Origin of the sequence: Streptomyces sp. NPDC091649 (assembly GCF_044756785.1) — a bacterium.
Lineage (GTDB): Bacteria > Actinomycetota > Actinomycetes > Streptomycetales > Streptomycetaceae > Streptomyces.
Genome location: NZ_JBIVTR010000005.1, coordinates 88,806 through 101,185, shown reverse-complemented (window position 1 = coordinate 101,185; position 12,380 = coordinate 88,806). Strand labels below are relative to the sequence as shown.

The following is a 12,380-nucleotide window of genomic DNA, read 5'->3' as shown; positions in this document are numbered from 1 at the left end:
GGCGACCGCGGCCCCCCCGAACCCCACGAACCGCTACCGTCCCCCGCCCCCTGTCAGACCGGAACCCCTGACCTATGACTGCCGCACCCCGCCCGATCAGCCTCTCCACCGTGATCATGGCTCACCCACGCCGCCAGGCAGCCGCAGAGCGGTTGTCCGCAGCCCACCCCGAACTGGCGGCCGTGGTCGTCACCGACCCCGAACCGGACGGCCCGTCGTCCGCCCTGCGCACAGCCCGTCTCGCCTGGCAGACGGTGGCGCCCTCGGCCACTCATCAGCTGGTGATCCAGGACGACGCGATCCTCGCGCCCGGGTTCGCCGAACGGGTGGGGGCCCTCGTCGCGGCGAGGCCGGACGCCGCCATCAGCCTGTTCGCGGAGTGGGGATCACGCACCGCCAACGCTGTCCGCGCCGCGGCCCTGTTGGGCCACGACTGGGCTCCGGTGGTCGACGACTACCTGCCTTCCGTGGCGCTCGTACTGCCCGCTTCCCGGGCACGGTCCTTCGCGGAGTACGCGGCGGCGAACACCGTGGCCGACGCCACGGACGACGTCACCCTTCTCGATCACCTGACCAATATCGAGAAGCTCACCCCGGTCGTACAGCCGGTGGATCATGCCAACCCCCCCAGCCTGGTCGGCAACGACGTCATGGGGCCGCGCAACTCCGCCAACTACGGCCTCCTCGGTGCGGGGGCCTCGGTCGGGCCCGGCTCCAGCACTCTGCCGACGCCGAGCGCCGTGCCCTATTTCTGCTGGTGGGAGCAGCTGGCCGTGGTCTACACCCGCGACGACTCCGCGCCGGACGGCTGGCGCCGCGGTCCCGCCGAGGAGACCCTGCTGGAACGGGGCATCGGGAGGGAGGAGACCGTCGGACCTCTGCGCGAGGCGCTGGACGTTCTGCCCCACCGCTCCCTGGTCCACGACCGGATCAGCGACGTCCTGCTCGCCGAGGTGTGGACCACGGCCTTCACCCTCGGAGCCGTGCTGCACGACCTGGGCGGGGCGGTGGACCCGGGCCGACTTCAGGCGCGTTCCGCGTTGGCCACCCTCGCACCGGGGGCGCTGCGCCGGGTCGTCCCCGTCCAGTGGCTGCCCGCGGTGGGCGAGTTGCTCGCGCCGTTGGTGGCCACCGCTGTGCTCAGGGGCTCCGAGGCCGCGGGCAGGGCCGCCTCATGACCGGCGGGGAGCCGGTGATCGACGTCGCCGGGGCGGGAAAAACCTTCCGGTCCTTCGACCCGGGGGACCGATGGAGTGTCCGACGGCCCTTGCGGCGGCGGAAGGCGCGACGCTCCGTCGCCCTGGCCGATGTGGATCTCCGTGTCGGGCAGGGGGAGTTCGTGGGACTGCTCGGTCAGAACGGGGCAGGCAAGTCGACGCTCATCAAGCTGATGACGGGCCTGCTGCTGCCCGAGACCGGAACGGTCCGGGTCAAGGGCCTGGACCCGTACGCCGACCGCGAGCGCAACGCGCGCACGATGGGAGTCACCTTCGGGCAGCGCACCCAGCTCTGGTGGGACCTTCCGGCGCGGGTCTCCTTCGACATCCTGCGGGACATCTACGGACTGGCCGAGCCCGTCTACCGTTCCGCCCTGGCCGAACTCGACGGTGTCCTCTCGCTGTCGCCGTTCTGGGACACCCCGGTCCGCTTCCTCTCCCTCGGCCAACGCGTCAGGTGCGACCTGGCGGCGGCCCTGCTGCACCGGCCGCAGGTGATCTTTCTGGACGAGCCGACGGTCGGCCTCGACGTCCTGGTCAAGGACCAGGTACGGGCACTGCTGGCCAGGCTGGCGGCCACCGGGGACCACGCGATCATTCTCACCACGCACGACATGGGGGAGGTCGAGGCGCTCTGCGAGCGGATCGTGGTCATCGACCGGGGCCGGGTGGTCCATGACGGGTCACGGGAGGGACTCGCCGCCGTATCCGGTGACCAACACACCTTCGTGGTGGAGTTCGAGGCGCCGCCGCCCTCGCTGCGGCTGCTGACCGCCGAGGTCGTCTCCGCCGACGGGCCCACCGTGCGCGTCCGCCCGCTGCCCGGGTCCGACCGCATCGAGGTGACCGCGGAGCTGCTCGCCGCCCACCCGGTGCGTTCGCTGGTGTACGAGGGCACCAGAGTCGAGGACATGCTGCGCACGCTCTACGGCCGCTCCCACGAGGAAGCGCCGACGGCGACGGGACTGGCCGGGTGATGACGCCGCCCTCCCCGGCCCGCCCCGTGAGCCCGAGTACGGCAGCCGGCCGTCCACGCGCGTTTCGGCTCGCGTTCCTTGTCCCGCGCACCGAATGGGCCTACAAGCCGCGCATCGTCGCCACGACGTTCGTCATCGTCACCCAGGTCTTCCTGTACGTGCTGCTCTGGCGCGCGCTGTACGGGGAGAGCAGTCAGACCGTGGTCGGTCTCGACGCCTCCCAAGCCATTACCTACTCGGTGCTGGCCACCCTCATGGGGACCGGCAGGGTCGTTCTGGAGGGGGCTTCGCAGGAGACCGCGCAGAGCAAGATCCGAGACGGATCGGTCGTCTTCTGGTTCGTACGACCGCTGGCAGCCCGTCGTTACTGCGCCTGGCGTGGTGTAGGGGAGGGGCTCTACGCCACGGCCTGGCTGTGCGCCGGGCTGGCCATTGGCCTGGCCACCGGACTCGTCTCGGCTCCCCCGACCTGGGCGGCCACGGCGGTGGCGGTCCTCTCGTACGCGCTCGGCCAGGTGGTCTTCTACCAGATCGGCCTGCTGGTAGACCTGACGAGCTTTTGGACGATCACCAGTTTCGGGGTGAACCGGTTGGTGGCGTTCGCCCAACTGCTGTTGTCCGGCGGCCTCGTCCCGCTGTGGTTCTTTCCCGACTGGTTCCGGGCAGTCGGCGAGCATCTGCCGTTCGCGGCGACGATCCATGTGCCGGTCTCGCTCTACACCGGGCGCATCGCAGCCGCCGACGCCGGCTGGTTCCTGGCCGAACAAGCCCTCTGGGGAGTGCTGCTGACCCTGGCAGGCCGCTTTATGTGGCACCGCGCCGCCCGCCGTCTCCTCGTCCTTGGTGGCTGATCCGATGAGCACGAAAACCTCTGCCGCGCCCACCCCAGCTGTTCCGGTCGGCCGGCTGCGGCTGGCCACGGTGATCCTGCGGGCCGGACTGCGCAGCCAACTCGCCAACCGCGCGGACTTCGCGATGGCCGTGGCCAACGGTGTGACGTACCAGATCACCGTGGTCCTCTTCGCCACCGTCATCTTCAGCCGCTTTCCCGCGCTGGATGGCTGGGAGCTCGGTGAGATCCTGCTCGTGAGCAGCATCCGCATGGTGGGCCACGGCCTGTACATGCTCTTCTTCGGGAATCTGGGACTGGTCCCGCAGCTGTTGCGCGAAGGCCGCTTCGACGCCTTCCGCACCCGCCCGGCACCGACCTTGCTCCAGGTGTTCACGTACGAGGCGCCCGTCAACGCACTGGGCGACCTGGTGGTGGCCGCGGTCTCGCTCAGCGTCTGTCTGTCCCTGCTGGACGTCGAATGGACCGTCGGGGCAGTGCTGTTCCTCCTCCTGGCCATGGTGTGCGCCACGGTGATAGAGCTGGGCCTGAACCTCCACATCGCCGCGCTCGTGCTGCGGTTCCGGGGAAGCGAGTCGCTGTTCTTCTGGCTGGACAACACCGCGGGCACCTTCGGAAACTACCCGCTGTCGGTCTTCCCGACGATTCTGCAAACGGTGTTCACCTTCGGTGTCCCGATTGCTTTCGCGGGCTACTACCCGGCCGCCTGGCTGACCGGCCACACCGACACGGTCCCCTTCTCGCAGGCCCTGGTGTACGCCTTCCCGCTGGTGGCCGTGGCCGTAACGGCACTGGGACTCGCCGCCTGGCGCCGCGGACTGGCCTGGTACTCGCGCAACGGGTAGACCGACCGAACCACCGACGTCGCATGGCCCCGAGAAACCGACCTGGTCCGATTGTCGGCGTCCCGGACACGATCGTTGACGCGATGATGGGCGGGGGCCCGGCATATCGGCCCGGACGCGCCGTCGCTACCGGTACCTCACCAACGGGGTGCTCACGGACCCCGCCGACAAGATCGGCGGCCTGCCCCGGCCGCGGCCCCGAGGCGCCGTCCGCCGGTAGCTCGCAATATCCGGCAGACGCGTCCAGCGCGATGGGCGAGGCCGTGGGGAGACCAGCGGCCTCACCCTTCGTACCTCACATCACCACGGCCGGGGTCCACACCCTCCCAGCCTCGCGACGCACTCTGGGGCACCGCGCCGGAGGCGAGCGAAGAGGCCGGGGAGGCCCGAACGAGGGTCCCTCCAGGCCGCGACCGAGACGGAAGATCACGAAGAGCCCACCGCCCAGCGACGCGTGATCGAGACCGGTCCAACTCGGGCCAGCACGCGAAGAAGGCCCTGACCAGTCGAAACGGGTCAGGGCCTTCTTCGTACTGCCCGGTGAGGGCCATGGCGGAGGACACGAGATGCGAACTCGCGAGGGGCTGCCCCCAACACGCTTTCCAAGTCTTCGTCCGGCGGCCCGGAGACGGTCAGGTGCGTAAGGACCTGCGACGGTTCAGGAGGCCGCCGCATATTCGGATGGCGCCGTACAGAGGTGAAGGAGAACGGAACGGAGACCATGAGCCTTGTCGGACAGAGTTCGGACGGTCGTGGTCGAGTCAGGGCGGCTCGGCCTGTCGGCCCTGCGCGGGCGGAATGCCTGGCGGAGTCGTAATACGCGTCATACACTGCTGGTATGCCGAAGACGAGAATCAGCATCAGCCTGGACAGTGAACATGCCGAGCGCATTCGGACCCACGCGGAGCGGGCTGGAATGGATGTGTCCGCCTACCTCGTTAACGCCGCGACCCGGCAGATGGCCGAGGCGGAAGCGGCGGAGGCTCAGTTCGCCCGACTTGACGCGGTGATCGCGGCAGCTGAGGCGGAGGCTGCCGCACTGGCCCCGCTGCCTGAAGTCGCCGACGACGACCTCACGGAGCAGGAGCGGCGGGAGGTGCAGGAGGCTATGGGGCTCATCTATGGTGCCGAGGGTCCTGCAACCCGATCCGGTAACGCGGCGTGACCGTCCGGGTGCCGGTCTACGACACCGGCATGCTGATCGCGCTCGCGGACCGCAAGGCGAAGGCGGTGCGTCTGCACGCCGGTCTCCGGGAGACACCGCATCGGGCGCTCGTGCTCGGACCGGTGCTCGCGCAAGTCTGGCGGCCCAGCCCCGCCACGGTGCATGCCCTGGCCGGGGTGATGAAGGATTGCACGGTGCCTCAGGCTCGTAGTTCGGTCCCGGCCATGCGCCCTACCAGCGTGGGGCAGACGGCATGCATTATGTGCGCCACCGGTCCGGACATCACCGAATGGCACCGCATCGGAAGCGCACTCGGTTCGGCAGAGCTGCCCCCGAAGAAGCGGCCGGACGCTGTGGATGCCCTGGTGGCTCTCACAGCCGCCCGACACGGCAGTGCTGTGGTCTTCACCAGAGACCCGGCAGACCTCGACGCCTATCTCAAGGCACTGGATGCCCAGGACGTGCACGTGGTGCAGATCTGAGCACCGGTCGACAGCTGGTCAACGTCGAAGGCCCCCGCAGCGAGCTGCGGGGGCCTTCGACGTATTGCCCGGTGAGAGCAATGGCGGAGGATACGAGATTCGAACTCGTGAGGGGTTGCCCCCAACACGCTTTCCAAATGTTCGTATGGGGGTCCGGCGGGGGCCGTGGGTGTCCTGACCTGGTGCGGAGCTGGTGATGGTGGCACCCGCGAATGGCGTCGGACGGGGGCGAACGAGACCGGAAGTGAGACCATCAGAGCAAAGGCCCCGCCGGAACTGTCACTCCTCCTGGAGACGGATTGCCAGCACAGTTCCGTCGGCACGAATGGACACCGCGCTCCACCGTTCCGATGTGCTGCGGCCCGGCCACTGGTCTCGACGTTCGTGTACTTCGCGTCGGTACTCATTGACGCGCCCGTGGTGAAGATGCGTGTACAGGCTCTTCTCGAGCCCGGAGAATGCCTCCACGCGGGTGCCGTTGAGGCGGTAGATGTGGTCGGTGCCGACGAAGTCGATGCCGTGGATGCGGTGCTGTGCATCTCGCAGTCTGTCGGTGTTGGCGTGGACGTCGTGCTGGAAGTGGCGCCGTCCTTGTTCCTTGGTCAGGTACTGGGCGGTGGGTTTGCCACCTCCGGTGAAGGCGGTCAGCGTGGCCGCCTCCGTCCTAGCCAGCACGATGCTGAACCAGGCGAAGGATTCGGGCAGTACTTGGAACCCGGGGATGATCGTGTGCTCTTGCTCAGCCTGCCGTACGACGTCGGCCATGCGGTTCTCCTGGCTCAGGGCGAGGTCCAGGTCGGCTTCTGATGCCCCTCCGGACGGGCGGAGGACGGTCGTGCCCGGCGCCTCCAGGATGTGCAGGGCGAGGCTCTCCTTCTTGGGGATCTCTGTCCCGATGAGCAGGTACGGGACGGTGCCGTAGGCCCCGATGTGCACGGACTCCACGTGAGCGCTGGCCGTGCTGAGCTGCTTGTGCACCTGCTGAACGCTGCTGTGGGTGCCCTTGGAGGAGACGAGGAGGACCTTGGACGGCTGCGCCGGTTGCCAGGCTTCGACGAAGAAGTGGGGCCGTCGCTGCAGCGGCTCCGGGCGAGCACCCGTCCCGGAAGCGCTGCGGAGGGTCCAGCCGGCCTTCAGTGCAACATCCGCGGGAATCACGGAGACCGAGTGGTCGGGGTACCGGGACCTGACCAGCTTCTCGGCCAGCAGGGAAGCGAAGCCGGTGCCGATCTCCCCGGACTGCGTGGCCTTATAGAAGCGCAGGAGATCGCGCCCCTCGGACGACAGCTGCAGGTAGTCGCCTTGGTTGCCCTCCAGAGCCTGGATATAGCGCAGGCTTCCCCAGTGCTCGGCCAGTCCTCGTCCCGCACCTTGGCGGGCCGAGGCAGCCCCGAGGCCGATGGCGTGAATGATTTGCCAGGGGTTGAGGGTCAGTGAACGCGGCGCGTTCCGGGCGGCTCTGTAGTCGGTCCGTCGGCGAAGCGGACCCTGCCCGTTGTCTGTCCGCTTCTCGTCCTCATTTTGCGCAGCCTCGGAGACGTGGGCGCCCAGTTCGGCCGACGAGCGGATCTGAACGTGTGAGGTGTTGCTCAGCTCGTGGAGGACCTCGCTGACGGCTTTGGATTCGTCCTTGTGCACCGGCTGCCCTTCCATCGATGTCGTGTGGCGTGAGCCGAAGGACGGTAGAGCCCGGCGGGGGAGCGCAAGCAAGTGCGCACGAGGGGGCGCAGACCGCTATTCGGCCATCCCTTGACAGCTGCTGATGCGGTACCAAGGCTGGACCGCCGCCATGTGATGCCGTTACACCCTTCGTCGGCGTTGACCGGAAACCGCGGTCACGGAGTGACAACGGCTCTGACCGGAAGCCGCGCCGGGGCCTTCGGCAACCCAAGATCATGCCTTCACCCCGCACCGACAGGCTGTGCCGGGCAAACGGTCAGTGATCAAAGAATTCACGCTGCACCGTAAAGACCGCTGAGGCTCCTTAGTGCCAGCATTCCCACGGTAGTGATGACTCAGCGAAGATCAAAAAATGCAGCTTCTACCCTACAGACTCAGTGGCCTGCCGGGTGAGACCGTGCAGACAAGGAACTGCGGTGCGTACGGAACCGTCCAAGAATGCCCACCGTGGAACAGATATTGGCATCGTGGAAGGCGTCCATTTGGGTACTGACTTCGATCGGAAAGGGCGGCAGGGTCATCCCTGTTGGTTTTCTCGTGTCTAGGCGTTCCGCAGGCTACTATGTATGGGAGGGAGTCCTGGTGTGTTGTTGGGCTGCTGTCTTATTAGGGATTCCCGCGTTCCTCGGCTTCTTGGGAGCTGTCCTGGTTCAAGCCCGTAACGTTCTTGAGGGATTTGCTGGGCTGGTGGGAGCATGGCAGGAGGTACGTCGTGTTCTCGGCTGGAGACCTGATCAACCCCCCAGGTCCCGCGGCCGCTCTATCCGTTCACCTCGCCAAGCGCGGCTTCCGCAGACGGTAGGGCGATTGGAAGAGCGGCAGAAACGAAGGGTGAATGGGCACAGGTTCCAAGCGCGATGATGTGTCTCTTTGGGCGCCCACCCGCGAGGTCGTCCACCTTTGTGTCACGCTGCTTTCGCGACCTCTTCGTGCTGGGTATCCCTCAGTCATCTATTGATTAAGGCGTCGCATTCCGGGTGCCACTCTCTAACTAATTGCCGGGCAGAGGTCGGCGTTCGGCGAAGCGCCAGGGAACCTTCGCGGCGGTGACGAAGGCGGCGGGGCCCTCCTGAAGGTGGGTGAGGACGCCGAGGAGGAGGGTGTGGGAGACGGCCAAGATGGAGCCGTGGCGCCCGGCGGTGTGGTGGAGGAAGGCGGCGCAGTGGCGGGCGCGGGTGTGGAGGTCGGTGAGGCTTTCGCCGTCTTCGCAGCGTAGGGAGGGGTTGGCGAGGCGCCGAACTCGCCAGGCGCTGTAGGCCGGTGGGTAGGTCTCGGCCGTGCGGCCGAGAACGATGCTCGGGGCGCGCCATTCGGCGAGGAGGCCGGAGGTGGCCACGATCGGCAGGCCCGTGAGGTGCGAGACGAGGGTGGCGGTCTGACGGGCTCGGGGGATCGGGCTGGTGACGATCGCGGTGACGCCCTCAGGGAGGGGCAAGGAGCGGCGTACCTGCTCGCGGCCTTCCTGCGTGAGGGCGGCTTCGTGCGGGGCGTGGTAGCCGGGGCGGTGGCCTTCATAGGCGCCGTGGCGCATGAGCCAGATGTCAGCCAAGGATCCAGCCTCCGTCGACGCGCAGGGTCTGGCCGCTGATGAAGCCGGCGTCCTCGGTGGCGAGGAAGGCGACGGCCGCAGCGATGTCCTCCGGGCGGCCCCGGCGCTGGACGCACTGGCGGGCGAGCTGCCGAGCGGTCATGGCTTCCGGATCGTCGACGACCGTGTCCTCAGCTGCGACGCGGATGGAACCGGGGGCGACACAGTTGGCGGTGATGCCGACGGGACCGAGTTCGCGTGCGAGGGCACGGGTGAGTCCTTCGAGGCCGGCCTTGGCACTGATGTAGCCGGCGAGGTCGTGACGGCCCGCCGTGGCGAGGACCGAGCCGATGGTGATGATCCGGCCCCAGCCGACGGCCGTCATGGCAGGGGTCAGCTCGTGGGCGAGGAGGTAGTGGCTGGTCAGGTTAGAGGCCAGAGCCTCGTCCCAGTGAGCCGGAGTTGTCTCCGTCCACGGGCGGCGAGGGTAGGCGCCCGCGTTGCTGACCAGGATGTCGATCGGGCCGAACTGGTCGTGGGTCTGGTGGCAGAGGGCGCGCACGGCATCGGCGTCTCGGAGGTCGGCTGCCAGGGAAATTGCGGCGCCGCCGCTGCTGGTGATGCGGGCGGCGAGCTCGGCTACGGCCTGGTCCTCGTCGAGGTGTGCAAGGGCGACGGAGGCGCCACCGGCGGCGAGACGGCGGGCGATGGCCGAGCCCAGGCCGCCGGTGGCTCCGGTGACCAGAGCGGAGCGGCCGTTCAGGGGGCCGGGCATGGCGACTCCAGCGGGCAGAAGTAGGTGGTCGGGTCGAAGGTGGGGCTCATGGCCTCGGCGAGCCGGGCGAGGAGGACGAGCCGGTCCTCAGAGGTCAGGTCGGCCAGGTTGTAGACGCCGAGAATGCGCATGGCGAGGTAGGGGCGGAGCAGGTTCGCCAGGTCCTCGCCGGGCCAGAGACGGTCCGCGACTGGTCTTACGAGCTTGTTCCAGTACGCGATCACGGCGGCTCGCCGGGGTGCAGAGAGGCGCGGCGTGTAGTCGATGTGGATGGTGCTGGTGGTGTGGTCGACTGCCGCTCGTCGGATCTCGGGGGTGTTGGCCGGGACGTAGGTGAAGGTGGCGGGGTGGTCGGCGAAGGCGGTCGGGTTGTAGGTGGGTACGAGCCAGCCGCCGAGAGCGGAGGCGTACCAGAGAAAGTTGGCGAACTCGCCGGGGATGCTGTTCATCCCTGCGGTGTCGTAGTCGAACCAGGCGAGCGGGTGGGCGAGGTTGACGTCCGTGGGGTCACCCTGGGTGAGGGCCGCCCATACCGGTTCTGCCGTGGCGAAGTGCGCGCGCAGCCAGCGGAGGGTGGCAGCCCAGTCGAGGCGGTGTCGGCGGCCGTTGATGCTCAGGGTGTAGGTCCTGAGGCGGGAGACCGGGATGTCGATGAGGCCGTCGGCGATCAGAAAGTCCTTGCCGGCGTAGTACGTGTCGAGTCGGTCGCCGGGTGCCGCGCGGTCCCAGTACAGCTTGCGGACGACGTTCGCAGGATCGGCCGGCCATGACGTTGTGAGGATGACCTCCTGATACGCGGCCGTGAGTTGGTCCATGTAGGTGCGGAGGTCGCCGCTCGGCTCGTCCGCGTTGAGGAGGTCGAGCAGGAGGCCCTGGTCGGTGCTGCCGGGGAGGCGTTCGTACGCGAGCAGGTGCCCGCCCGGGACGCGCAGGTGGGCGTGGAGGGCGGGGACACGGTAGTGCCGGGCCAGGCGGGCGTGGCCGTGGATTTCCTCTCCGGCCTCGGCCGGGTTGCGGGTGTACTTCAGGAGCAGCGAGTGGCCGAAGAGGTCGACCGGGCAGAGCAGGTTGCGGGTGAAGCGCCGCACCGGTCCGACCCGAAGGAGGGGCTGGGAGATCATCGCCCCACCTCGTTGAGTAGTTCGAGGCCGACCTGGGCCAGTGCGGCGGGCGGGAAGGCGTCCATGTGCACGTCCGAGTTCGGGGCGATGGCGTCGCGGACGGGGCAGAGGTCGCCCTGGTGCATGCGGTCGGACAGGTTGGTGGCGACGGCATGGTGGTGCGACAGGCCGGTGCGCCACTTGCTGTGGCTGTGGCGCGCGTACAGGCCGATGACCGGCGGTCCGCCGCGATCCTGGCCGCCGCGCGCCATCGCGGCGAGGTGGGTGAGGCCGGTGTCGTTGCCGACGATCAGGTGGCAGTGCGGGAAGAGGTCGACGAGGCCGTCGGCTGGCATCCCGTCGATGTGGAGGGCTTGCACGTGACGCCGGGGAGCCTCCGCCGTGACGCGGAGGCCGTGGCCTGGGTTACCGCCGATGAGCAGCAGCCGGGCCTGGGCCTGCTGTGCCTCGGCGATGTGCTCGGCGAGGGCGATGAAGCGCTGGGCGGTGTAGTCCTTGCGCTCCGGCCAACTGGTGGCGGTGATGGCGGCGATGGTCAGACCGCCCAGCCAGCCCACCGAGCGCAGCTCCTCCACGAGGTTGTTCGGCCCGGTCGCGAGGGTGGGAGCGAACGGAGCCGTGCCGGGCAGGCGGATGCCTAGGCGGCGCTCCAGAGCCAGGTAGTGGCGGGCGGGCAGGTCCGGGTGGGTGCGGCCGTCGCTCGACCAGCACGGCGGGGCAGCTGGGTCGAGCACCAGGCTCACCGCCGCCTCCGAGCCAGGTGCCTCAACACCCGTGCGGTCGCCGATCACGGCCCGCCAGCCGTTGGGCGTGGTGGCCTGGGGCTGCGTGATCAGCCCAGTGCGGGCGATCAGCCTCGCGTACGGACCCACCGCCCGGACGGCCACGCGTACCGACCGCAGCCGCAGCCAGTCGAGAACCGCGCGGACCCCCGACAGCGCGAGGAGCGTGTCACCGAGCTTCCCCTCGAAGGCCACGACGATCTCGCCGCACCACCTCAGGCGGTGGACAAACTCGGCGGAGGCAGCCAGCGGGAGCGGTGCGCCGATGGGAACGCTGTCCCGGTCGTACCCGAGCGGGGTGGTGTGGACGGCCCCGGCGGGGATGACCCGGGAACCGTGGTGGAACTGGATCCCCGCCGGGGCCACAGCTGTCACTCCGCGCCCTCGATCGTGGTGAGCGAGACGAGCGGCAGGCCGAGGTCGGTGAGCAGGTCGCGGGCTCCGCGGGTCGTGTCCTCCACCAGGCAGGCCGCCGCCAGCGGGACGGCGCGGGCCTCGCGGAGGCGGCGGGTGAGGTCGGCGAGGGTCCGGCCGGTGGTGATCTCGTCGTCCACGATGACGATGCGCTGCCCGGGAGTGATGCCGTACGCGAAGACGTCGGTGCGCATCGCGTGGGGCTCGCTGAAGCGGACCGCGCCGTCGAGCGGGAGGTGCAGCTTCCAGGCGATCTTGTACGGGAGTTGAGCGACGCTGGCGAGGGAGACGGTTGGCAGGATGCCGCCGGCGTCCAGGCCGAGGAGGAAGTCCACGGAGCCGAGTTCTTCCGGGACCTGCTCCTGGAGCAGACGCCACAGGTCGGCCCCTGTGTTGGCGAGGGTCTCGGGGTGGACCGGGTCCTCCAGGCCGTCCAGGGAATGGATGACGCGCTCGCGGCGGCTCGTGGCTCCGACGCTGAGCCGTTCGACGATCCGGGCGGTGAAGGATGGCACGGCGATGGTTTCGGGCATGGCGAAGCTCC

12 protein-coding genes are annotated in these 12,380 nt (G+C 68.9%); 6 read left to right on the top strand and 6 right to left on the bottom strand.

Translation table 11 applies throughout. The features are described 5' to 3' along the window. Positions 1-74: 74 nt before the first annotated feature. From ACIQMU_RS12150 to ACIQMU_RS12125, 6 genes are all read left to right on the top strand, one after another. A complete protein-coding gene (locus ACIQMU_RS12150; RefSeq protein WP_352239369.1) occupies positions 75-1,178 on the top strand; it encodes a hypothetical protein in 1,104 nt (367 codons plus the stop codon). Positions 1,179-1,309: 131 nt separating this feature from the next. Next, positions 1,310-2,194 carry an ATP-binding cassette domain-containing protein gene (locus ACIQMU_RS12145; protein ID WP_352239370.1) on the top strand — a complete coding sequence of 295 codons (885 nt, stop codon included), beginning with the start codon at positions 1,310-1,312 and terminating at the stop codon, positions 2,192-2,194. Positions 2,195-2,220: 26 nt separating this feature from the next. Next, entirely contained in the window at positions 2,221-3,045 is an 825-nt protein-coding gene (locus ACIQMU_RS12140) for an ABC transporter permease (protein ID WP_402688796.1), read from the top strand. A gap of 4 nt (positions 3,046-3,049) precedes the next feature. Continuing rightward, positions 3,050-3,889 (top strand): ABC transporter permease, encoded by an 840-nt coding sequence (locus ACIQMU_RS12135; protein ID WP_402688795.1) that lies wholly within the window; start codon positions 3,050-3,052, stop codon positions 3,887-3,889. A gap of 838 nt (positions 3,890-4,727) precedes the next feature. Beyond that, positions 4,728-5,054 carry a hypothetical protein gene (locus ACIQMU_RS12130; RefSeq protein WP_402688794.1) on the top strand — a complete coding sequence of 109 codons (327 nt, stop codon included), beginning with the start codon at positions 4,728-4,730 and terminating at the stop codon, positions 5,052-5,054. After that, a complete protein-coding gene (locus tag ACIQMU_RS12125) occupies positions 5,051-5,536 on the top strand; it encodes a hypothetical protein (protein ID WP_402688793.1) in 486 nt (161 codons plus the stop codon). The genes ACIQMU_RS12130 and ACIQMU_RS12125 overlap by 4 nt, the downstream gene beginning before the upstream one ends. 279 nt (positions 5,537-5,815) lie before the next feature. On the opposite strand, the gene ACIQMU_RS12120 is transcribed toward ACIQMU_RS12125, so the two are convergent. From ACIQMU_RS12120 to ACIQMU_RS12095, 6 genes are all read right to left on the bottom strand, one after another. Further along, positions 5,816-7,174: a hypothetical protein gene (locus tag ACIQMU_RS12120; RefSeq protein ID WP_402688792.1), complete on the bottom strand. Its 1,359-nt coding sequence runs from the start codon at positions 7,172-7,174 to the stop codon at positions 5,816-5,818. A 1,033-nt stretch (positions 7,175-8,207) separates the two neighbouring features. Next, positions 8,208-8,765: a histidine phosphatase family protein gene (locus ACIQMU_RS12115; RefSeq protein ID WP_402688791.1), complete on the bottom strand. Its 558-nt coding sequence runs from the start codon at positions 8,763-8,765 to the stop codon at positions 8,208-8,210. Beyond that, positions 8,758-9,519, bottom strand: coding sequence for an SDR family NAD(P)-dependent oxidoreductase (locus ACIQMU_RS12110; RefSeq protein ID WP_402688790.1), 762 nt, complete (start codon positions 9,517-9,519; stop codon positions 8,758-8,760). The genes ACIQMU_RS12115 and ACIQMU_RS12110 overlap by 8 nt, the downstream gene beginning before the upstream one ends. Beyond that, positions 9,504-10,640, bottom strand: a complete 1,137-nt coding sequence (locus ACIQMU_RS12105; RefSeq protein ID WP_402688789.1) for a hypothetical protein — start codon at positions 10,638-10,640, stop codon at positions 9,504-9,506. Before ACIQMU_RS12105 ends, ACIQMU_RS12110 begins: the two co-directional genes overlap by 16 nt. Then, positions 10,637-11,797, bottom strand: coding sequence for a glycosyltransferase family 9 protein (locus tag ACIQMU_RS12100; RefSeq protein ID WP_402688788.1), 1,161 nt, complete (start codon positions 11,795-11,797; stop codon positions 10,637-10,639). The genes ACIQMU_RS12105 and ACIQMU_RS12100 overlap by 4 nt, the downstream gene beginning before the upstream one ends. After that, positions 11,794-12,369 (bottom strand): phosphoribosyltransferase domain-containing protein, encoded by a 576-nt coding sequence (locus ACIQMU_RS12095; RefSeq protein ID WP_402688787.1) that lies wholly within the window; start codon positions 12,367-12,369, stop codon positions 11,794-11,796. The genes ACIQMU_RS12100 and ACIQMU_RS12095 overlap by 4 nt, the downstream gene beginning before the upstream one ends. Between the last annotated feature and the right edge of the window lie 11 nt (positions 12,370-12,380).

Bases quoted from the DNA above. Each gene is read 5' to 3' on its own strand.
- ACIQMU_RS12150 (WP_352239369.1), top strand. From the start codon at position 75: ATGACTGCCGCACCCCGCCCGATCAGCCTCTCCACCGTGATCATGGCT.
- ACIQMU_RS12135 (WP_402688795.1), top strand. From the start codon at position 3,050: ATGAGCACGAAAACCTCTGCCGCGCCCACCCCAGCTGTTCCGGTCGGC.
- ACIQMU_RS12130 (WP_402688794.1), top strand. From the start codon at position 4,728: ATGCCGAAGACGAGAATCAGCATCAGCCTGGACAGTGAACATGCCGAG.
- ACIQMU_RS12110 (WP_402688790.1), bottom strand. From the start codon at position 9,519: ATGCCCGGCCCCCTGAACGGCCGCTCCGCTCTGGTCACCGGAGCCACC.
- ACIQMU_RS12105 (WP_402688789.1), bottom strand. From the start codon at position 10,640: ATGATCTCCCAGCCCCTCCTTCGGGTCGGACCGGTGCGGCGCTTCACC.
- ACIQMU_RS12095 (WP_402688787.1), bottom strand. From the start codon at position 12,369: ATGCCCGAAACCATCGCCGTGCCATCCTTCACCGCCCGGATCGTCGAA.